The sequence below is a fragment of the Enterobacter chuandaensis genome (assembly GCF_039718975.1).
Lineage (GTDB): Bacteria > Pseudomonadota > Gammaproteobacteria > Enterobacterales > Enterobacteriaceae > Enterobacter > Enterobacter chuandaensis.
In genome coordinates this window covers 84885-105121 of sequence record NZ_CP097174.1, presented here as the reverse complement: position 1 = coordinate 105121, position 20237 = coordinate 84885, and the positions used below count along the sequence as shown (strand labels likewise).

Sequence of the window (20237 nt, the reverse complement as noted above, 5' to 3'; positions counted from 1 at the left end):
TGTTCCTTAATTTTCGGGGCTGACAATGAAAATGCCCAGCTCAGCCCCCGGCACGAGTTCTGTATATTTCAGGCTCAGCTTCCGTTGGTTGGACGGACCCTGGCTGTTTTCAGGAGCCCAGTCAGAGAGCGTTTTTAATTGAGGTATGTTGCCTGCTGCGAAAATGGGCAAGGATGCTTTTACTACTGAATAATCAGTCTCAGCATATTTATTCCCGTTTCGTTCCTGCCCTTCAGGCCTAAATGCAAAAATGTGAGCAATCGGAACAGGGAAAGAGTTAGTTCGACAAAGGCGATAAGATTCGCCCTGCTTCAGTGGGTGAAATTCAAGACGGTGTAAAGCCTTATCGATATTAGACACGACATTCAAATTGGTAGTTGATACATTTTTTACTTCTGAGGCTCTCCTGCGCTCCAACAAACTCACAAGTTGCTCTGCTGTTTTAACTTCCTGGTTTCGGTTTAGCCGCCATGAAAAAGTAACTTTTTTAAGCTGGGACTTGATGAAAAGGATATTTCTTGTTGAGTGCATAGCGACAAGGCCCGGGAGCTTCTTGTGCACTTTATCAAAACGGACATTCTTTTTATTATCGATACGCCTCATTGCCGCAGCAAAATCATTTTTTGCTTCGTTTATAGAAGTGATCAAGCTTTCGAGAAGATCTGCTCTTTCGGGGACAATGATTAGACCCGGGTATTTAGTGGTTACTTTGGTGGAATCATGACTTAATGACTCTATGTCATCCACACAGATGTCAGTAAGTGCCTGAATAATTTCCTCAACCGAAGCATCGTCTTTAATACTAACCCTGATGGGTTTAACCTGCTTCAGGCGCTCTTCTGTTCGAGATACGGTGGAGACAGTCATCAGGTTTGCCATCATCGGGGGGGTGTTCGAAAGAAAACACTTGAGCGAGTCGATTCGTTCCAGAATCTGGTCACGAAAATAGGGCAAATCGTCATAACTCATACGTTTCTCCAGGCTCATGTTATTTCCAATCAATTTTGCTGCCCAGGCTGACCTTGCAGAACATAAATGTCATGTAAACCTCTAAAGAAGTCATTTTGAAACAGCTTTCACAGCATGCGATTTATGTTCGATAGGGCTCATGAACAAAGGATGATAATGGAGACGCCATGGATAGTGGATAGTCTTACCCACCTGGGTGATCCGATTGAGGCGAAAACGACCATTTATACAGTCAACTGACCAAAGCCCGGGAGAAACTAACCTCTTCCAGCGGTAAAAAGAGAAACCTGCAACACAGAGGTCATGCTCCAGGAAATGTTGAGTTTCGACGACGCGAACTTTTATCAAAAACCCCAGCATTGGCGAAAACCAGATCAACAACCATGTTGGCGGCAGGATGACTTTGTTCAGGAGATGATCTGTCATAAGCAAGGCAGATAACATCAGAAAACTGATAGTCAACCACAGGGCCATCCAACCGGCCCATACGCGGCTCTGACAGGGTTTCCATTCGAGAAGAAAAAGTTTTTTATGCATTCTGCCCCGCCTAATTTTAATGTATTGCCGAAGTATGCTGCATCATGATGGTGGTGCGGGGAAAGATTTCAAACTTCCACAATTCTGAAGCCGTGTTCCAACCATGAAAGATCCCGTCTCCACAGCGAGTGTTAAAAGCAAGAATTTCATCCCTGACCTGGTAAGCGAGCACTTCTGGCATATCAATAAACTCAGGTAAGGAAAGAAGAATTCCATGGATAACTTCTCCGGTTAACTTACTCATAACCTCTTCCTCAGACAGGGCAGCGTCCGGGAACAAACACAACGGAAGTGAAAAACAACATAGGTCAGGTAATGCTGCCAACTTACTGATTTAGTGTATGATGGTGATTTTAAGGTGCTTGCGTGGCTTCCATTTCCATCAGATGTCCTTCCTGCTCCGCTACTGAAGGCGTGGTGCGTAACGGCAAAAGCACTGCCGGACATCAGCGCTATCTCTGCTCTCATTGCCGTAAAACATGGCAACTACAGTTCACTTACACCGCCTCTCAGCCCGGTACGCATCAGAAAATCATTGATATGGCCATGAATGGCGTCGGATGTCGCGCCAGTGCACGCATTATGGGCGTTGGCCTCAACACGGTTTTACGTCACTTAAAAAACTCAGGCCGCAGTCGGTAACCTCGCGCATACAACCGGGCAGTGATGTGATTGTCTGCGCTGAAATGGACGAACAGTGGGGCTACGTCGGTGCTAAATCACGTCGGCGCTGGCTGTTTTACGCGTATGACAGGATACGGAGGACGGTTGTGGCGCACGTCTTCGGTGAACGCACTCTGGCCACACTGGAGCGTCTTCTGAGCCTGCTGTCGGCCTTTGAGGTCGTGGTATGGATGACGGATGGCTGGCCGCTGTATGAATCACGCCTGAAGGGAAAGCTGCACGTTATCAGCAAGCGTTACACTCAGCGCATTGAGCGACATAACCTGAATCTGAGACAACATCTGGCAAGGCTGGGACGGAAGTCACTGTCGTTCTCAAAATCGGTGGAGCTGCATGACAAGGTCATCGGGCATTATCTGAACATAAAACACTATCAGTAAGTTGGAGTCATTACCTTATTCCTAGTAGATTATTTTCTTAATTTACAAACAATAAAGTCCGGTTTGACCGGACTTTATGAAATTTTGCTCTGATATAAATGATATTCAGATCTGTGCTGAGCCACCGTCAACAAACAGTTCACTTCCGTTAACGAAGCTGCTGTAATCTGAAGCCAGGAACAGTGCCGCGGCAGCCACTTCCGAAGGTTCAGCAAGGCGTCCCAGTGGAGTGGTGGCTTCTACGGCGCGTATCATTTCACGGTTGAAATTATCGTCAGGCGAAAGGCCATGCCAGCCCGGAGTTGACGTGGCGCCCGGTACCAGTACGTTAACCCGAATCTTACGGGGAGCCAGTTCAAGGATCCACGCCCGGGCAAAATTTCGCACGGCCGCCTTACTGGCGCTGTAGACGCTGAACTCAGGCACGCCGGTGGTCGCACTCGTTGATCCCGTCAGGATGATGGATGCCCGCTCTTTCAGTAAAGGCAGCGCTTTTTGTACGGTAAAAAGGGTACCTTTAACATTGGTATCGAAGATGCGAGTGTAATGTTCTTCAGTCACGGCTGAAAGAGAGGCGAAATCCCCCCCGCCGGCGTTGGCAAACAGTACGTCAATGTGACCAGCCTTACGCTGAACTTCTTCAAACAGGGCATCGAGATCATTCATCCTTGAAATATCACAAGCGATGCCGGTTGCGCCATGCCCCACCTCAGTTACAGCCTCTTCCAGCTCACGCGCACGCCGGGCCGTCATAAAAACCTGCGCGCCTTCAGCCGCAAAACGTTTAGCCGATGCCAGACCAATTCCGCTGTTGGCACCGGTGATAACGACAACTTTTCCTTCCAGCTTACCCATAATTTTATATCCAGATTGAGGAGCGAAAACGCATAGTAACGGTATGCATTCAATTATAATAGTACATACCAAAAGGTATGTATAAGGAGAAAGTGAATGGAACCCGTCTGCGGCCTTGATGTAGCCCTTCGTTATATCGGAGGGAAATGGAAACCTGTCCTGTTGTTTCATCTGCAGTTCAGCCCACGCCGGTTTGGCGAGCTTAAACGTCTGTCCGGGGGCATCAGTGAAAAAGTCCTCATACAACAGCTCAAGGATTTAACAGCGGATGGCATTGTATTACGGCATGATTACAGGGAAGTACCGCCTAAAGTTGAATACGAGATTACCGATTTCGGAAGAACGCTTGCGCGGGCATTACAACCGCTTTGCGAATGGGGAAACGCGAACCGCGAATACGCGCGAGCGGCTGAACGACATGATAATGAGAGTCGCTAAAATTTGCTGGGCTGCGTGGCTTCATTTAAAACCAGATCGTGACACACGTGTCCTGAAACATTATCGGCACCGGCTGCAGGGCGAAGCCAACTGATCTTTCAGGCCTGGAAGGCTTCCGGACTCATCAAGCTGCAAGTGACAGGTCTTCATTCAGCGCGTCTTAGTGAATACCACGCGGGATAAGCTCATAGTCAGCCGCCTGCGCCGTACTGGTCTCCCGAAGCTGTGGGAAAAAGGTCTGCGACACACCACTAACGCTGGCGTCGCTCAGCTGCGGCCATATTTTTCGGTTGATGAAGCGTGCAGTTGTGTTGAAAAGGCGTGTGACCCCTTTCGGTTGACCCTGATGAATCTTCGTTGTCAGACTCCCACATGGCGCGAACCGTATACCTCAAGAACTGCTCACGGTTAATAACATGATACGACGCCAATAGCGTCTGCTTCTGGCACCAGGCGGACATATTCACGGTGTTACAGGTCGACTATGAGCGAAAAGCAGAATTCAGACATCAAGATGGATGCGGGGACTTACAGCAAAGATAACATGGCTGCGTAACCGGGTTTGCCCGGTAGCGGTTTTTCAGCCGGAATTAGCGAAGACAGGCGCCAGGTTCATACAAAACAGCACGGCCTCTGGCCGCGCTGTTTATACCTTATGCGGATATTATTTCAGGTGGTTCTGCAGCGCTGCGCCCGCCTGCTCCAGCGCTGTTCTGACAGTGGGCTCCTGACTTAACGGGTTCAGCAGCCCGTAGTCATGGATCATGCCGTTGTAGCGTGTCACGGTCACAGGCACGCCGGCGGCATCGAGCTTGCGACCGAACGCTTCACCTTCGTCACGCAGAACATCCAGTTCCGCTGTCTGGATTAAGGTTTGCGGGAAACCTTTCAGCTGTTCCGTGGTGGCCCGCAGTGGCGAGGCAAGAATATTATTACGGTCTGACGCGTTAGTGGTGTAGTTATCCCAGAACCATTTCATCATGTTTTTCGTCAGGAAATAGCCGTTTTCATACTGGTTATAGGATGTGCTGTCAAAATTCGCATCCGTTACCGGCCACAGCATCACGTTATAACGGATCTTCGGTCCGTTAAACTGTTTAGCCTGCAGCGCCACGGAGGCCACCATATTCCCCCCGACGCTGTTACCGACCAGGCCCAGACGGCTGCCATCGACGCCAATTTCCTGACCGTGTTCAGCTACCCATTTGGTTGCTTCATACGCCTGGTTAATCGCGACAGGGAAGTGAGCCTCCGGTGACGGCGTGTAGTCCACATATACCGCCGCAGCGCCGGATGAACGAACCAGATCCCGGATCAGACGTTCATGGGTCGGAAAATCTCCCAGCACCCAGCCGCCACCATGGAAGAACATGAATACAGGAAGGGTGCCGGCCGCGTTGTCCGGTTTCACGATTTTCAGTTTAATGGATTGCCCGTTTACCGTGATGATTTTTTCTGCAACCTGCGCAGATGGCAGCGTAACGCCCTTCTGTGCCCCGATCAGCACCTGACGGGCCTCCTGCGGGGTCATCTGTTCCATAGGCTTGCCGTCACCGGCGTTCAGCACGTTGAGAAATGCCTGCACACCGGCTGTGGGAGCAGGAAGGTTAACTGGTTTTTCGGAAGCCACGGCGGTGGCGGATGCGAAAAGTGCAGAGGTCAGGACAGCGGATACGGTTTTCATGATTAAGCCTCGTCAGATGTGTGTTGATTGTTTTATTTGGTTGAGTGCCGGTTGTTGCCGGCATCTACCTTGCGTGAATAATACTTGCACGCAATATTCTTTCAGTCAAACATTATTTAGATAACTTTTTCTGAATATCCTTGCCTTCCGTAAATTAAGTGTTTAAGAACAGCAAATTAGAAGAGATCCATTCTGTTCTCCTGATTTAACTGCTGATCCTCTCTGCCAGCTGTCTCTCGTCACAGCCAGTGTTCTGCTAACTGCCCTGCGGCTGGCCGGTCTTAGGGCTGACTCAGTCAATACGGTTCTGCGCAGGTTCGTTGAAATCCGGACGTTCCTTGCTATCTCTCCTCAAAACATGTGGCGTATTAACCGACACAGACCCGGGGCAGGTAATCCTTTGTCTGCCTGGTTAACGTATGAGCGGGCGGTCGCTCGTTCTCGTTGAATATAAAAGCAAACGATCACTTATATAAATACAATGATTTTTTTATGTGCTTTTTTCAGGAGTTATGTGAATGACGTCGCTGGCGTTCATGAGAAGGGGTCAGTAAGCATGAGATAATCACGGTATTCAAAGACATGCCCTGCCCTCGCTGCTGAGCAGAAAAACAAACCGGTTGCCCGGAAAATGCCAAAGGGAGAATGCAAATAAGGCAAAATTCAGGACACCTGACCCGGCTTTCATGACCGGGCCTTAGTAAAATTATGCGCATCGCCTTGTTACCAGCATTTAACTTTTGCGGATTTAGCTTGCATGCAATATTCTTTATTGCAGATATTATTTAAACAATTCTGGTGTGTTTGCATGGAGAAAATTAAATGCAAAAAAACAGCATCTTAGAGGAAAAGCTATGCTTTTCTTTGTATTCGGTAACAAACGCGCTAATCCGCCAGTATCGGCCCTTGCTGAAAGAGTTTGACCTGACCTACCCACAGTTTGTCGTGCTTATGGCCCTTTACGAGCAGGACAATATCCCGTTACGGGCGCTTGGCCAGAAGACATTATTTGACTCGGGAACGCTGACGCCGCTTGTACAAAAACTTGAGGCGAAGGGGTTTCTGAAAAGGATGGCTGTCGCCGGAGATGAAAGGATGAAAAATGTCGTTCTTACTGAAAAGGCGAATGAGATGAAAGAGGTTCTGCTGGATCTGCCTGGTAAGATGAGATGTACCATGCAGATGAATGATGAGGAGTTAAATCTGCTTCGGCAACTGTCGGCTAGTCTGCTGAAAGACTTGTAAGGCTTAGTGCCGGTGTGGCATGGACGGGAAGCACAGTCCGGCAATTCAGCGGTACACCAGAAGATTGCGGCAGCCGTCCATTTTTCCCAGAGAAAATTGCTCAGACGCAGAGCAACAGCGATGGCCGGAGCAGTGTCAAAATGTTATGAGCGCCGGGATGAAGGATGCATCCTGATTCCCCGTCATGAATGGGAAGGAAATCAAGGATCCCCGGCCGGATTTAAGCCTTGTACTCGCAGAATGCATGCTCTTTTTGAGCATGATCTCCTCGTTTGAACCTAGTAAAAATTTCGCTTACTCAAAGATTCACATTTGGGGCAGTTACAGCCCATCTGTACCGGGCGGCAAAAGTTTTGCGCTGCCGCCCCAGGGCGATGCGTATTCGTTCCATGACCATCTATCCTCGCCAGGACGAGTCCCGTCCACGCCAGCAGTGTTAATCCCATAATATCTGAGCGCTGTAAAATAACGTTGCATTTATATAAATGATCACTTACTTTTATATTTATCGCGACGCAAACGGGCAGCTTTTAGCTTCGGCGTCAACCAGGCAGACAAGGGATTACCCGCACCGTGTCTGCATCGTTCAATCCGCGGGATACCCGGAAAGGAAATATCATGGAACACCCGAATATGACTGAAGCTGCAGGAAACTGGATCAACGGTAACTGGAACAACGGAGGCACGATAAGACAGGCGATAAGCCCTTCAACAGGCCAGCCACTGGGAAACTACCTGGACATCGGCACTGACGAAGCACGTCAGGCGATCGAAGCTGCCCGTACTGCCTTTGACACGACAAGCTGGTCCAGAGATCGCTCCCTGCGCTCACGTGCCCTATTTGAACTGGCCGACGAGGTCGCAAAACGGGTGGACGAGATAGCAATCCAGCTGGCACGCGAAGGGGGCAAGCTGCTGGCGCAGACTCAGTGGGAGCTGGCATTAACGGTGGAGTGGCTGCGTTATGGTGCCGCCACGGCACTGCTGCAGACCGGCGGGCGCGCCCTTGAAGCCGCTCCGGGAATGCATTTCCATTCCGATCCCGAACCTCTTGGCGTTGTGGGAGTTATTTCGCCATGGAACTCACCAATCATACTGTCAGTGCGCGCTGTCGCTCCCGCCCTGGCTGCCGGATGTACTGTGGTGCTGAAACTGCCGCACCAGACCGCGCTTACCAATGCCCTGTTTTCCCGGGCAATCGCTGCAGTCAAATCGCTGCCACCGGGTGTACTGAATGTGATCACCGAAACCGGGAGTACTGGCGCTTCCATGCTGGTCGACTCCCCTCTGGTGAACATGATCAGTTATACCGGCAGCACTAAGGTAGGCCGCCTCATTGCCGCCAACGGCGCCAGAACGCTCAAACGTCTGAATCTGGAACTGGGCGGAAAAGCGCCGCTGATCGTATTTGATGATGCAAACCTGGATGTGGTGGTACCGCAGATCGTCATGGCACTGGTCGCGATGAATGGTCAGTTCTGCTGTACCGGTTCACGGGTACTGGCCCAGCGTGGCATCGCCGACCGGTTGCGCGCTGCACTGATCGAGGCTTATCAGAATGTCCAGCTCGGCGAAAGCGAAGACCCGCAGGCGCAGCTTGGTCCGCTGATCGACAAGGCCAGTGTTCAGCGCGTTGATGCCGTGGTCGCGGCAGCAGGATCGTATGCAAACATTCTGGTGCGCGGCGGCCCCGTGAATGAAGGCCCTCTGGCCTCAGGCGCGTTCTACCGCCCCACCCTGATCGAAGTACAGGACCTGAGCACTGATGTCATCCAGTCTGAAGTCTTCGGGCCGGTCCAGACTTTCGAGATTTTTGATGACGAAGCTGATGCAATCATGCGCGCAAACGCTACCGAATTCGGTCTCGCCGCGTCGGTGTTCTCAGACGACACGGCGCGTGGCCGGAGAGTTGGCAAGTCTGTTCAAGCCGGTCATATCTGGCTAAACTGCTGGGGCGTTATGTCCGAGCACTTCGAACAGAGCGGCTTCAAGCAAAGTGGTATCGGCGTCCTCTGCGGGCCACGTGCGATTGAGCAGTTTCAGGAAATCAAGGTCTATGCGAGCGTTGAGGCTACGCCGGCGTCACTCTGACGTTTATCGCCTCGTATCGCCAGTTCGTCCACTGCGCGGCTGACCTGACCTGCAAACTGAGGACGATACCACTCCGGTGTCGTCCTTATGTTACCTGAATGGAATAAAATGTGAAAATGAAAACTGATGCAGACAAGCCCCTGCGCGGGCGTCCCGTGAATGAGCATGCGCGTGAAGAACGCATGATCCAGATCCTCAACGGGGCCCGAACCTGCTTTATACAACGAGGGTTTCACGCCTCATCCATTTCCGAGATTGGTGCGGCTGCAGGGGTCAGCGTTGCGAACATTTACCAGTACTTTCCGAGCAAGGACGTCCTCATCACGGCGCTTATCGAACTCGACCTGCAGCGGCATCACAATTTGATAAGCCGTTTCTGGAGTACTGATTTCAGTCGCAAGGCGATTGAAGAGCTGCTGGCAGAGATGTTCCTCACACCCGAGGGACACGCGGTGGCGGTTTTACGTGCTGAAATCGCCAGTGAAGGTGCGCGTAACACACATGTTGCCGAACTCCTTCGTGATTCAGAAGCTGGCCTGATTGACAGCGTCCACAGCAGGATACGCGCGGCCCAGAGTAGCGGCCAGATATCTGCCGGACTCGATCCGCATGCCGTGACAGAGCGCTTGTCCCTTGTTTTTGAGGGCCTCATGCGCCTGTACCTGTTCTCCCCGGACAATGGACATAAACTCATCGAGCTGTATTACCGCCAGTTTGCCGATACGCTTCAACTGAAGTTTTGACTTCCTGTCCACGGTAGAAAATGAAGGTGGTGCCAGGTTAACCGAGGCTGAACTATCGGCCGGTACCGGAGCCTGGCATAACGATAATACATGCACGTTGCTGGCACAAAATGACAGCCCCGCCTGTCCGTTAATCCCACTTTCACACCCTTTTAAGATGCCCCTGTATGCCAATTAAATGCAGGTTAACCTCCCGTAATGAACGAAAAACCTCCTTTGACAGGGTTAGATGTTCAGGGTGTTCAGGACATACCTGAGTATTTCTGAGTCTGCTTCTGGCACAAAGCGGGTTTGCCTTGAGGATTATGTCCGCGTTGAAGAAAAAGCGGAGAATCGGTTGTTCTGGCAGGAATACCCGCCACGCGCCCACAGGTCCCTTCGGTCTGGACTGATGGGGTCAGAACGCAGGGGGCTGGGGCAGTTTCAGTGGATATGATTACTGTGGATTTGATCCCTTACCAACAGGCAGGTATCGGCAACAAGGCGGAATTGTGGGGTAAAAAGGTCCTGATTGATGAGGAGGCGTACGATGCCGGTACCGTTGGTAATGAGCTGACGTGTGCGCTTGCTCCGCGGGTACCGGTCGGGGTTATTTGGTTTTAAGCGCGGTAAGCGTACCGCACACATTCCTGCTGCATTTCCACGCCAGCGCTGCCAGTACGGCACCCATAATCATCATCGCACTCAGCGCAAGCTTCTCGTTTACCGGCAGAGCCATCGCCAGTAAACCGGCAGAGGAGCCGCCCGCCATCTGAATAAATCCCGCCAGGGCCGAAGCCACGCCAGCCTGCTGTTTATAAGGTTCCAGCGCAAAGCTGGTTGCCGGGCCAACCGTAAAGGCCAGACCGGCTACCGAAATAGCCACCGGGAACATATATAACGCCCAGCTGGTTTGCATCTCTGCCGGGAAGATGGCCATGCCTGCCAGCATCGTCACAGCACCACAGACCATTGCCAGACTACCAAAAGCCAGACAGATGGACCGGCCCAGTTTGCGGATGATTTTATTTACCAGCACGCTGCCCAGCATAATCCAGAAGCCATTAGCGCCAAAGGCTATGGAAAACTGCAGGGCAGAGAGTTTGCCTTCGGTCATCAGCACCTGCGGAGCCAGCGACACGTCGGTCAGCACCATGCCCATTGCACCCGCATTAGCAAACGTAAAAGCAAGGAAGCGGGGTTCACGCAGGATTCTGGCGTACTGGGCAAGCGGAAGTGCTTTGACTGCCAGCGTTCCGGCCGGACGTGTTTCAGGCAGAAAACGCAGGATCATCAGGCCAATCACCAGCACATAACTGGCCAGAAACCAGAAGGGGGCACGCCAGCCAAACGCACCGGCCAGGAAACCACCCAGCATCGGTGCCAGTGCCGGAACAATATTCAGGGCACCGTTAAGAAAACCGTAGGCTCGTCCCGCTTCCTCGCCCTCAAGGCGATCCCTGACGCCGCTGAACGCCACCACGGCGGTACAGCAAACCGCGCAACCCTGAACAATACGCGCGCTAAGGAACTGCGGCCAGCCGGTTGCAGTGGCAGCCAGAATACTGCCCAGCAGATAAAGCAGGATCCCGGCTATGGCTACAGGTTTACGGCCAAAATTATCAACCAACGGACCCGCAACAATCTGACCTAAACCCATTACCAGCAAAAACGGGGGAATGGTTGTCTGGATCGTGGTCACAGGCGTGTTCAGCCCCAGCGCAATGTCTGGCAGGGTAGGCAGGTAGAGATCAATGCCCAGCGGACCCAGAAGCACCAGGCTGAGTAAAAGAAGCGTGAATTTTTGCATCGTGCGTGACAGCATCCATATAAAAGCGGGTAATGACTCCAACTTACTGATAGTGTTTTATGTTCAGATAATGCCCGATGACCTTGTCATGCAGCTCCACCGATTTTGAGAACGACAGTGACTTCCGTCCCAGCCTTGCCAGATGTTGTCTCAGATTCAGGTTATGTCGCTCAATGCGCTGAGTGTAACGCTTGCTGATAACGTGCAGCTTTCCCTTCAGGCGTGATTCATACAGCGGCCAGCCATCCGTCATCCATACCACGACCTCAAAGGCCGACAGCAGGCTCAGAAGACGCTCCAGTGTGGCCAGAGTGCGTTCACCGAAGACGTGCGCCACAACCGTCCTCCGTATCCTGTCATACGCGTAAAACAGCCAGCGCTGACGTGATTTAGCACCGACGTAGCCCCACTGTTCGTCCATTTCAGCGCAGACAATCACATCACTGCCCGGTTGTATGCGCGAGGGGCTTTGTTGAATAAATCAGATTTCGGGTAAGTCTCCCCCGTAGCGGGTTGTGTTTTCAGGCAATACGCACGCTTTCAGGCATACCTGCTTTCGTCATTTTGTTCAGCGCTCGTACCAGGGCCATAGCCTCCGCAACCTGACCATCGTAGTCACGCAGCGTCAGTGAACCCCCGAACAGCTGTTTTACCCGGTACATCGCCGTTTCCGCTATCGAGCGACGGTTGTAATCTGTTGTCCATTTCCACCGCGCATTACTCCCGGTCATTCGCTGATTAGCCACTGCACGGTTACGGTCTGCATATTCACCGGGCCAGTAACCCGCACCTTTTCGGGGAGGGATAAGCGCGCTGATTTTCTTACGCCGCAGTTCATCGTGACAGAGCCGGGTGTCGTAAGCGCCGTCTGCCGATGCTGCCCTGATTTTTCTGTGAGTCTGCCGGATACGACCCGGGAAGGCTTCTGAGTCCGTCACATTGTTCAGCGACAGGTCTGCACAGATGATTTCATGTGTGTTGCTGTCAACTGCCAGATGCAACTTTCGCCATATACGACGGCGTTCCTGGCCATGCTTTTTGACTTTCCACTCGCCTTCACCAAAGACCTTCAGCCCGGTGGAATCAATCACCAGATGCGCGATTTCACCCCGGGAGAACGTTTTGAAACTGACGTTAACCGACTTTGCCCGCCTGCTGACACAGCTGTAATCCGGGCAGCGTAGCGGAACGTTCATCAGTGTAAAAATGGAATCAATAAAACCCTGTGCAGCCCGCAGGGTCAACCTGAACACGCGTTTAATGACCAGAACGGTGGTGATGGCGAGATCAGAATAGCGCTGAGGTCTTCCCCGTGATGAAGGCGTTGCCGACTCATACCAGGCCTGAATAGCTTCATCATCCAGCCAGAAAGTTATGGAGCCACGGTTGATGAGGGCTTTATTGTAGGTGGGCCAGTTGGTGATTTTGAACTTTTGCTTTGCCACGGAACGGTCTGCGTTGTCGGGAAGATACGTGATCTGATCCTTCAACTCAGCAAAAGTTCGATTTATTCAACAAAGCCCCCCCTTTCGCTCACTTAACACTGGACAGCTTGAGCAGGTGGGTGGCGATCCCCCAACGGAGGGTGATATCTAGTCCCCGGCCCGCTTCCAGCACGGCATAACTCGCGTTCGGTTGTGCGTAGCGGTTGAAATGATCGATGTTTCCCTCTTTAAGCAACGCAAGCATGCCCTGCATGACATGTCCGTGAGTGACAACACAAAACGTCTGATGCGTTGCGGTTGCCATTTTCTCGCGCAAAAAATGGATAATACGCTGGGAAGCATGGGCAAGCGACTCGCCGCCTGGAGGACAAAACGCGGCATTCTGTGAAAATAACGCGAGAAACTGACTCGGATATTCCTGCTCTAATTGTGCCTTCGTCATGCCTTCATATTGACCAAATGACTGTTCTTTTAGTGCCTCTTCGATCACCAGCGGGCACTGAAAATGGCCCGCCAGCGCCTGACCCATTTTCCACGCACGTCCAAGAGGTGAAGTAAAGACGCATTCCACCGGATAAGCAGCATCCGTTAACGCCGTCAGTAATGCCGATGTTTCCAGTGTGCCGCGGGCAGTCAACGGGCTATCCTTGTGTCCTTGGATAACACCGTGCTGATTCCATTCTGTTTCTGCATGCCTCACTAAAATCACTTTCATCAGAAATTACAATTGCTCCAGTAGCTGGCCTGCATCCACAAGAGGCAATGATGGCAAGGCATGCCATGCATTCCAGATTGACCCAATGATATCCGCTTCACGGTAGTCCGAAACGGTACCCTGAACGAGCTGTTCAAGCCATTCAAGCGTATTCGTATAACGAGCAAGATCTGTACAAGCTGTTTTCCAGAGAACATTCTCCAGCATTAGCATTAACAACTCTTCGTCTTTATTGATATCAAATTCAACCACTGGAAGCTGCTTAAGCGTGCACAGCGTCTTCACCAGCTTATCACTTTGTGACAGCGTGGCCCTGGGAATAGCAATCGGTAATGTGCTCATTTTCAACTGAGGAAGCATTTCACTCAGTGTTTGCAGGAAAAGCACCTTATCCACGCCGGCAAAGCTAATGCCGCCTAAGAGCCAGGGTGTGATAGCCCGGCGTATAGCATAAAATTCACGGACAGCTTTCTTGGCAATAACTAAATCATTTACGCTAAGAGCATTAATATGCGAGAAAATTTCGCGCCCTTCATTACCATGCTCACCTTCAATATTGATCTTCTCATGGACTATCTGGCTACGTATTGCTTCTGGAGCGAGACCGGAGTTCTCCAGTACGTCAATATAGGCCTGACTTTCCTCACTGGTCCCTTCCATCAGTGCCACCAGCGTGACGAAGGTCGGCAAATGAAAATGAGCCGCTTTGAGTAACATGGCCATAGTAGCCTCAGTGCAGAGATGAGGACTGGTAGATTCAATTTCCTCGTCACTCATCCCAAAACCCAGCAACGACCGGCGCAGTAATTTTTCATGACCGACTTCATCAAAGAAGAAGTCACGGATCGCCATAGTCAGGTCGTCATTACCATAGTCGCGCAAAGATGCGGTTAGTACCCGTTCTGCAGCCCGAGTGACATGGTAATATTCAACGGACCAGCGCTTTAACGCCGCGTCGTCTATAGTTTTGGTGAATACTTTGCGGCTGAATTCATCCTGTTCAAAAGCAGGTAAAACAATATTGTAATAATAATTCTCAATCTCACAGATAAACGCCTTGCCTGAAATAACGTCATTTACAGATTGGGCGTCAGAGAGTAGATGTTGCTCATCGAGCATAGTGAGAAAATCATTAACCGTATATGGCTGCATTGCCGAACCCAGCCTTTCATTCAGCGCTGGAACATTAATATCTGCATCCGTTAAATGTTTAAGAATATCTCCGGCGGCCTGGGCCATTATTTCATTCTCAAAATCAATGGTAAAACTCTCGCTGGGAGTAATAAAAATAACTTGCTGGCGATCGAGTCGATAGGTGATATCTTTTGCGAGGCATGGATTATTTTGATAAATCATAAAGAAACCCTCAAAAAGTAAAGGCACTCTATCGAAACAGAGTGCCTGGTTTGATCTATTACAGACGAGCGTTCATTACTGGAATAACACGACGAGTAACTTTCATGTTAGTCTCCTTGTTGAAGGTTAATAATCCTCGAAGAGGGCCTGTTTTCATACACCGATTTTCGGGTTAAATACCCAAAACTAATAAATAAAGCGGTCACAAATCTTATAACGTTCCAGAACCGTGAAACCTGCATTCGCTGGCTCATATTTAGCAACAACAGGCATTCCTTTTTCCATCCACCACGTCATTTCTTCGGTAGAATATTTTCTTGTCGTCTGCCTCGGTGAATCGTAAAGCAAGCCGTGAAGCTGTACCAGTTCATCGAAATCCTGACGAGCCATCCCAGACTGTTGCTGATAAGGCCATGATTGATGTTCAATAATAGAATAATGTCCATCCCAGCGTACCGCGTGGTATTGCTCATACAGCCATGCCAGAAGAGGAGGCATTGGCTCATGAATTTCCTTCTGCCAAAAATCAGCCAGCAATAATAACGGCGCTTCAAGTTTAGCCTGTTTTAATAAGTTGCTTAAAGAATCCCATTCCTCTTTTTTTATCAGATTAAACGTCAGCTTTACATCCATCATGTCACGCAATGTGAATTTTTTTGTCACACCATCACGGAAAGTAAATTCAGCAATCAATAATACAACCAATCTCATTGCTTCTGTCAAGGCGCATAATTGATTAAAATATAAATTTGAAAAATTTGACACAGGAAATGCATTAAAATGAATCTCAACATACACATCATCAAGAGCACGTTCGCCAGCATTATTCCTCAGTCGAAACTTGGCAGAACTTGCAATGCTGTTATTCGTTTTCCGCACCCAGACAAACATTTCTTTGAAGCCAAGAGACAAAAGATAATCATGTGCCTCAATAAAGTCTTTTTCATTTTTATATAAGATATCAACATCACGAGATTCACGCTGAAAACCTTGAGGATAAAAATGCTTAAAACTTTCCCCTTTAAGGGTTATCAGAGAATCAGACTTACATTTCTGCGTTAGTCTTGCAAGTAATTTCTCATGCAGCAAGGTTTTTTTTCGATAAATATCCAGTCTTTTTTTCGCCCATGAAGAAAGTGTATTTTCTTTGCACCAAAATTCAAGCCAGGCATAAAGTAATTTATTTCGATACAGTTCTTCCCAGTGTTCTTCATCGATAGACGGTAATACAGCATCGCGACCAGAAATAAGATACTGACTGAAATAATCGTAGAAGCTCAACAATTCTTTATTAAATTTCATAGACAGACTTCCTGTGTGATTTCAGTGCCCATATGGTAACGGGAACAGTTAACACTAACTCAACGACTGCTGTGAGTAGATAGACCTGCCGTACCCCCATCCGCCAGGCTATATACCCACCAATCAAGGTCGCAACAGGGATCCCACTTTTCACAAGAGCCCCTGAGATACCTAGCGTGGTCCCATAGCTGGCAGGATCAGAACAGAGCTGGCGTAATGTTCGAAATGAGACCGCTGAAATCACTATCGATAGTGATTCGATAAACATTGAAATCACCAGTACTGGGTAGCTGTTTAGTTCATAAACAAGGAAATAGAGCAGTGCGTTGATGAGCATTGACGCCACCAGAAGCCCCAGCAGCATTGATGGCCTTTTACTGATAAAACCTAACAGCCATGCCCCGACAATGCCCCCCACCCCTGCTGCTGTAATGATACTCCCGGTATCAAGAGCACTCAGCTTTAACTCATGGGTAGCGTAGAAAACCATCAATGTCGCTGGTACAGTTTCGACAGCATTCACTAGCAAAATAATAAATGAGAGATGCATCAAAGCACGGTTCGCTCTGAATGCCTTAATTCCCTCCTTAACACGTAAGAAAAACAGCGAATACCAGGGCTGGTGCACGCCTTCCCTTTTTTCATAACGAGGGGTAATCAGCGACACCCCAAAAGAGAAACCAATTAGCAGAAACAGCGTCCACTGCAAAGACCAGGTTAGCGCCCATCCCATTGCAAGGGGAATAACGACGGTAACAATCTGTTCAAACAGTGATGTTCTCGTATTAAAATCGCCCCATTTTTCTTTTGGCAGCACATCATAAGCAGTTCGGCTAGTCCCTGCAGAGACGCTGTAGGCAACAGCCGACATAATAAATAGCGCGACATAAAGCGCCTGGATAGGTAACCAGTTGTTATAGACCAGGACCATCAACCCCAGCGGGAGCATATGGAGATAAAGACTCCAGCGCATAATGATCCCCGCCCCCCAGGAATCAATTGAAGCCCCAACAATAATACCAACCACAATATAAGGAACGTATTCCATCGCACGGTAAGTGGCGAAGACATCAGCATCGGCAATCTGCTGAGCCAGAAAAATGGGAATCAGCACCGAGAGGCCGACAGCGATAATTTTGGAGTAGGTAAATTGCAAGAGTAGCCGGGTCATGAAGATACCTCCTGCACCGGGCAAGAAGCATTCAGAACTTTGATGGCACCCTCTACCGTCTCGTAAATAGCCTCTCTGGCCTGTGCCACCCATTGAGGATCCGAGGGGAAAAATACCTCGCGAAATTCCTCTCGTACCTTGTCGTATTGTGGTCCGGAACTGATCTGCCGTTGCCATAACCAGTTCTCTCGCTGCATCGCAATCATGACTTCCAGCGCTGGACTGGTACCTAGCTCCAGAACATAACCTTCTGCCCGACCGCCTGGAAAAAGGCTGTCGACATAGCCGGTCAGCGTGCCCTGGAGTAGAGAGGAAACCGCATTATGACTGGCGTGATTAATGGCCTGAGTGAGAACCGGCTCTTTGCCGATACCACGTCCACCTTCACGGATGATACTTAGTTGTCCCTTTTCACCCAGCCCTGTATGAATATCGAGCACCAGAAAATGGCGGAACTGGCGGGATAAGGTCAGGCATACTTCGCGTACAGCTATCTGGCTCGGCGTGATCTTATCCCCGCCATAAAAGAGTCCTTCAGGGTGATGATACTGCCCGCTGGTGATCACCGACTGTACACGTTGAAGCCCGTCGTGCGTAATCCATTCAAGCAACTTTGATCGAAGCTGCGACTGGTCGGGTAGCTCAGAGCCAGCAGGACAAATTATTTCACGCGCGCGATCATAATCCCTGTTGCGCTGGGGGACAGACCCACCAATAAAATTTCTGTTGAGATCGATATTTGTTTCATTCACTCGCCGAAGCTCATGCATACCCCAGGGATTGACGGCATGCACCAGGCAAATCGCAATATGTTTTGGCGTTGGGAAATCCCTGAGAAGGGTTTCCTGTATAAGTGCACCAGGTAGTCCCTCAACGCCATGCACACCAGAAAAAACAACAATGCAGGTGTTCGCCTGAAGATCACCGAGCACCGTATACGTTAAATGAAGAGCACTACCGTCCTGCCCCAGTGTCACGGGGATCTGTGTTACTTCTACTCCACGTTGCTGCGCAAGACGACTAAATTGCGCTCTGCTTTCGGTATACATGCTCATGTTACATCACTCCATCAGGCCACATTATCGATATCAGATTGATCAAAGGTCAGATGATAGAGCTCTTCGTAATACATAACGAAAAGCTTGTAGACATTATCAATATGCGAAAGGATCTTCTCTTCATCTTCAGGAAGATTCGCTGTTTTGACCAACACATCCCAGACAAAGTCGACATGATCATCATCATCGTCATGATCAACATGTGCGCGCTGACCTCTGACATACTCTTTGCCCATAACCTGCTCAATATTGTCAATAATAGCGGGTTGCGTTTTTTCAGATGCTGATTCAATAAAATACGAACTGCAGAGTGATGCTAACGGGCGACCTTCATGTTCAAGACCGTAATAGAAATATCCCTGAAGCAACTTTGTGGATAGAAGTGGCTCGGTTGAATAAATCTCATCTGGTGACACGCCAACTTTCTTCAAATCAGCAGCAAACATGGAATCATGAAGCATTTCATCACCCGTATACTCGCACCAGCGTTTGGCAAGTCGCGGATCGGTTTTTGTAAAATAATGAATAGTTAAACCATCAATCGTGCGCTTCATTCGCAAACGCAGAATTATTTCAATTAAATTACGTTTGTAATATTCAAGATTAATATTTTTAGCGTCTTTCTGGTGTGATGCGCCAGGCACAGTAGTAAGAAATTTATTTACACGATCTGCAATAAATTTATCGACCCGCTGTCTGAATTCACTATGATTATTACTCATAAAACCCCTCAGTCGTGTTATGCATTGAACTGTTGAATGGAACGTGTTTACCTTTACCTGCAAGCCAGTCATCAAGTCCATCACCCCGCATTAATGCAAACTCCAGCGCGTAACTGTGATGAATCAAGTTGGTACAAATAATCATGAATGCAACATTGCTGAGGTGGATATCAAGCTTGTGAAGCTTGTTCTCCAGTTCCCTCACGGATAACGCTTTACCCGCGGGCATGCCATGCAAAAGCCACTGTTCAATGTCAGCAAGCAATAGGTTAGCCTCTGTCGGAAACGGGCAAGTGCTGACTGAAGATCTTAGTTCTTCCAGCGCCGTGGGCCAGTTGAAATCATTTTCAGAAAAGCGTGATGTTTTTCCATCTAAATAATCAGCAAGTTGTGCCGATTTATTTTCATGAAAATTATCAACAATCTCCTGAAAAAAATCATGGCGTTCCTCTGAACTAAACAGTATTCCAGATTCCCTGATAATATCAGCGGGCTCATCTGTGGTATGGACAAATTTAAATAAACGATTATGACTCTTCAAAATCGCTCGTAACTGATCTGGCTTATGTAATTCTGGCAAAGAACTTCCCTTCAGGGATTGAAGGCGTACCGTACCCGGCAACTCACGCTCCTGGCTATTATCACGAAATACAACCATAGTACAATCGTCACTGGTAAGCAGCTTTTCATTAAGAAAAATTCGGTCCAGTGAAAACTGATTCAGTTGATAGCGCCAGTCTTCCCGCATTGTCCAGTGATTATAACGAAACTCTCGCCACGTAATCGGCGTAAAGTTTTGGCGCTGCAAATAATCAAGCGCAGCCTGACATTTCCTGGCCATGAATGCATCGGGTTTGAATACCAGAACAGCAATATTTTGCAAAAAGGAGACGGTATTTTCACCAAAAATCTTCCGCGCGTCACTCCAGGCTTCCCTGAAGTATACATCCCGAGAATAAAATATTTTTTTCTCCGGCATGACAGTTAGACCTTCCCAACTATCATGACCAACCTCATCAATAATATCTTCACCGGTATTATACATTAAGGACA

Annotated in this window: 20 protein-coding genes and 1 pseudogene; 6 read left to right on the top strand and 15 right to left on the bottom strand. The window is 49.3% G+C overall.

Features of this window, described 5'->3' with window-relative positions; all coding sequences use genetic code 11:
• Nucleotides 1–6: 6 nt before the first annotated feature.
• The 3 genes from MX657_RS22860 to MX657_RS22850 form a co-directional block, all read right to left on the bottom strand.
• Complete coding sequence (locus MX657_RS22860; RefSeq protein ID WP_261300408.1) at nt 7–969, bottom strand: DNA replication terminus site-binding protein; 963 nt, start codon at nt 967–969, stop codon at nt 7–9.
• Between the two features lie 90 nt (nt 970–1059).
• Complete coding sequence (locus tag MX657_RS22855; protein WP_000549069.1) at nt 1060–1506, bottom strand: hypothetical protein; 447 nt, start codon at nt 1504–1506, stop codon at nt 1060–1062.
• Between the two features lie 16 nt (nt 1507–1522).
• The gene (locus MX657_RS22850; RefSeq protein WP_001641454.1) at nt 1523–1750 is read right to left on the bottom strand and encodes a hypothetical protein; all 228 of its coding nucleotides are present in this window, start codon (nt 1748–1750) and stop codon (nt 1523–1525) included.
• A gap of 122 nt (nt 1751–1872) precedes the next feature.
• Here MX657_RS22850 and MX657_RS22845 point away from each other — a divergent pair.
• Nucleotides 1873–2570, top strand: a protein-coding gene (locus MX657_RS22845) for an IS1 family transposase (protein ID WP_261300409.1) whose coding sequence is annotated in 2 segments (ribosomal slippage) — nt 1873–2122 and nt 2122–2570 — 699 coding nt in all. Because the reading frame shifts where the segments join, the coding sequence is not laid out codon by codon here.
• A gap of 105 nt (nt 2571–2675) precedes the next feature.
• Here MX657_RS22845 and MX657_RS22840 read toward each other — a convergent pair.
• Entirely contained in the window at nt 2676–3425 is a 750-nt protein-coding gene (locus MX657_RS22840) for an SDR family NAD(P)-dependent oxidoreductase (protein WP_346808612.1), read from the bottom strand.
• A gap of 96 nt (nt 3426–3521) precedes the next feature.
• Between MX657_RS22840 and MX657_RS22835 the strand changes: the two genes are divergently transcribed.
• On the top strand, nt 3522–3863 hold the full coding sequence (locus MX657_RS22835) for a winged helix-turn-helix transcriptional regulator (protein ID WP_032611701.1): 342 nt from the start codon (nt 3522–3524) through the stop codon (nt 3861–3863).
• Nucleotides 3864–4527: 664 nt separating this feature from the next.
• On the opposite strand, the gene MX657_RS22830 is transcribed toward MX657_RS22835, so the two are convergent.
• Nucleotides 4528–5547, bottom strand: coding sequence for an alpha/beta hydrolase (locus MX657_RS22830; protein ID WP_181672725.1), 1020 nt, complete (start codon nt 5545–5547; stop codon nt 4528–4530).
• An 822-nt stretch (nt 5548–6369) separates the two neighbouring features.
• Between MX657_RS22830 and MX657_RS22825 the strand changes: the two genes are divergently transcribed.
• The 4 genes from MX657_RS22825 (at nt 6370) to MX657_RS22810 (ending at nt 10229) form a co-directional block, all read left to right on the top strand.
• Entirely contained in the window at nt 6370–6792 is a 423-nt protein-coding gene (locus MX657_RS22825) for a MarR family winged helix-turn-helix transcriptional regulator (RefSeq protein WP_213802919.1), read from the top strand.
• Nucleotides 6793–7410: 618 nt separating this feature from the next.
• On the top strand, nt 7411–8883 hold the full coding sequence (locus MX657_RS22820; protein ID WP_213802920.1) for an aldehyde dehydrogenase family protein: 1473 nt from the start codon (nt 7411–7413) through the stop codon (nt 8881–8883).
• 116 nt (nt 8884–8999) lie between these two features.
• Nucleotides 9000–9626, top strand: coding sequence for a TetR/AcrR family transcriptional regulator (locus MX657_RS22815; RefSeq protein ID WP_346808615.1), 627 nt, complete (start codon nt 9000–9002; stop codon nt 9624–9626).
• Between the two features lie 432 nt (nt 9627–10058).
• Nucleotides 10059–10229 carry an alanine racemase C-terminal domain-containing protein gene (locus tag MX657_RS22810; protein WP_413617004.1) on the top strand — a complete coding sequence of 57 codons (171 nt, stop codon included), beginning with the start codon at nt 10059–10061 and terminating at the stop codon, nt 10227–10229.
• On the opposite strand, the gene MX657_RS22805 is transcribed toward MX657_RS22810, so the two are convergent.
• The 10 genes and pseudogenes from MX657_RS22805 to MX657_RS22760 all read right to left on the bottom strand — a co-directional run bounded on the left by MX657_RS22805 (nt 10216) and on the right by MX657_RS22760 (nt 20229).
• Complete coding sequence (locus tag MX657_RS22805) at nt 10216–11415, bottom strand: multidrug effflux MFS transporter (RefSeq protein WP_346808611.1); 1200 nt, start codon at nt 11413–11415, stop codon at nt 10216–10218. The two genes, MX657_RS22810 and MX657_RS22805, sit on opposite strands and share 14 nt — an antisense overlap.
• A gap of 43 nt (nt 11416–11458) precedes the next feature.
• Nucleotides 11459–11890: pseudogene (locus MX657_RS22800) on the bottom strand (IS1 family transposase); the annotation flags it as partial.
• Nucleotides 11891–11936: 46 nt separating this feature from the next.
• Nucleotides 11937–12905 (bottom strand): IS5-like element IS903B family transposase, encoded by a 969-nt coding sequence (locus MX657_RS22795; protein WP_346808610.1) that lies wholly within the window; start codon nt 12903–12905, stop codon nt 11937–11939.
• A 43-nt stretch (nt 12906–12948) separates the two neighbouring features.
• Nucleotides 12949–13575 carry a histidine phosphatase family protein gene (locus tag MX657_RS22790; RefSeq protein ID WP_102752359.1) on the bottom strand — a complete coding sequence of 209 codons (627 nt, stop codon included), beginning with the start codon at nt 13573–13575 and terminating at the stop codon, nt 12949–12951.
• A gap of 6 nt (nt 13576–13581) precedes the next feature.
• Complete coding sequence (locus MX657_RS22785; protein ID WP_102752360.1) at nt 13582–14931, bottom strand: iron-containing redox enzyme family protein; 1350 nt, start codon at nt 14929–14931, stop codon at nt 13582–13584.
• Nucleotides 14932–15117: 186 nt separating this feature from the next.
• Nucleotides 15118–16233 (bottom strand): nucleotidyltransferase family protein, encoded by a 1116-nt coding sequence (locus MX657_RS22780; RefSeq protein ID WP_346808609.1) that lies wholly within the window; start codon nt 16231–16233, stop codon nt 15118–15120.
• Nucleotides 16223–17404, bottom strand: coding sequence for an MFS transporter (locus MX657_RS22775; RefSeq protein WP_161646109.1), 1182 nt, complete (start codon nt 17402–17404; stop codon nt 16223–16225). Before MX657_RS22775 ends, MX657_RS22780 begins: the two co-directional genes overlap by 11 nt.
• Complete coding sequence (locus tag MX657_RS22770; RefSeq protein ID WP_102752363.1) at nt 17401–18459, bottom strand: M14 family metallopeptidase; 1059 nt, start codon at nt 18457–18459, stop codon at nt 17401–17403. The genes MX657_RS22775 and MX657_RS22770 overlap by 4 nt, the downstream gene beginning before the upstream one ends.
• Nucleotides 18460–18473: 14 nt before the next feature.
• Nucleotides 18474–19184: an iron-containing redox enzyme family protein gene (locus tag MX657_RS22765; protein WP_102752364.1), complete on the bottom strand. Its 711-nt coding sequence runs from the start codon at nt 19182–19184 to the stop codon at nt 18474–18476.
• A complete protein-coding gene (locus tag MX657_RS22760) occupies nt 19177–20229 on the bottom strand; it encodes a hypothetical protein (RefSeq protein WP_161646106.1) in 1053 nt (350 codons plus the stop codon). The genes MX657_RS22765 and MX657_RS22760 overlap by 8 nt, the downstream gene beginning before the upstream one ends.
• Nucleotides 20230–20237: the final 8 nt, after the last annotated feature.

Bases quoted from the DNA above. Each gene is read 5' to 3' on its own strand.
- MX657_RS22860 (WP_261300408.1), bottom strand. From the start codon at position 969: ATGAGTTATGACGATTTGCCCTATTTTCGTGACCAGATTCTGGAACGA.
- MX657_RS22855 (WP_000549069.1), bottom strand. From the start codon at position 1,506: ATGCATAAAAAACTTTTTCTTCTCGAATGGAAACCCTGTCAGAGCCGC.
- MX657_RS22850 (WP_001641454.1), bottom strand. From the start codon at position 1,750: ATGAGTAAGTTAACCGGAGAAGTTATCCATGGAATTCTTCTTTCCTTA.
- MX657_RS22840 (WP_346808612.1), bottom strand. From the start codon at position 3,425: ATGGGTAAGCTGGAAGGAAAAGTTGTCGTTATCACCGGTGCCAACAGC.
- MX657_RS22835 (WP_032611701.1), top strand. From the start codon at position 3,522: ATGGAACCCGTCTGCGGCCTTGATGTAGCCCTTCGTTATATCGGAGGG.
- MX657_RS22830 (WP_181672725.1), bottom strand. From the start codon at position 5,547: ATGAAAACCGTATCCGCTGTCCTGACCTCTGCACTTTTCGCATCCGCC.
- MX657_RS22825 (WP_213802919.1), top strand. From the start codon at position 6,370: ATGCAAAAAAACAGCATCTTAGAGGAAAAGCTATGCTTTTCTTTGTAT.
- MX657_RS22820 (WP_213802920.1), top strand. From the start codon at position 7,411: ATGGAACACCCGAATATGACTGAAGCTGCAGGAAACTGGATCAACGGT.
- MX657_RS22815 (WP_346808615.1), top strand. From the start codon at position 9,000: ATGAAAACTGATGCAGACAAGCCCCTGCGCGGGCGTCCCGTGAATGAG.
- MX657_RS22810 (WP_413617004.1), top strand. From the start codon at position 10,059: ATGATTACTGTGGATTTGATCCCTTACCAACAGGCAGGTATCGGCAAC.
- MX657_RS22805 (WP_346808611.1), bottom strand. From the start codon at position 11,415: ATGCAAAAATTCACGCTTCTTTTACTCAGCCTGGTGCTTCTGGGTCCG.
- MX657_RS22790 (WP_102752359.1), bottom strand. From the start codon at position 13,575: ATGAAAGTGATTTTAGTGAGGCATGCAGAAACAGAATGGAATCAGCAC.
- MX657_RS22785 (WP_102752360.1), bottom strand. From the start codon at position 14,931: ATGATTTATCAAAATAATCCATGCCTCGCAAAAGATATCACCTATCGA.
- MX657_RS22780 (WP_346808609.1), bottom strand. From the start codon at position 16,233: ATGAAATTTAATAAAGAATTGTTGAGCTTCTACGATTATTTCAGTCAG.
- MX657_RS22775 (WP_161646109.1), bottom strand. From the start codon at position 17,404: ATGACCCGGCTACTCTTGCAATTTACCTACTCCAAAATTATCGCTGTC.
- MX657_RS22770 (WP_102752363.1), bottom strand. From the start codon at position 18,459: ATGAGCATGTATACCGAAAGCAGAGCGCAATTTAGTCGTCTTGCGCAG.
- MX657_RS22765 (WP_102752364.1), bottom strand. From the start codon at position 19,184: ATGAGTAATAATCATAGTGAATTCAGACAGCGGGTCGATAAATTTATT.
- MX657_RS22760 (WP_161646106.1), bottom strand. From the start codon at position 20,229: ATGTATAATACCGGTGAAGATATTATTGATGAGGTTGGTCATGATAGT.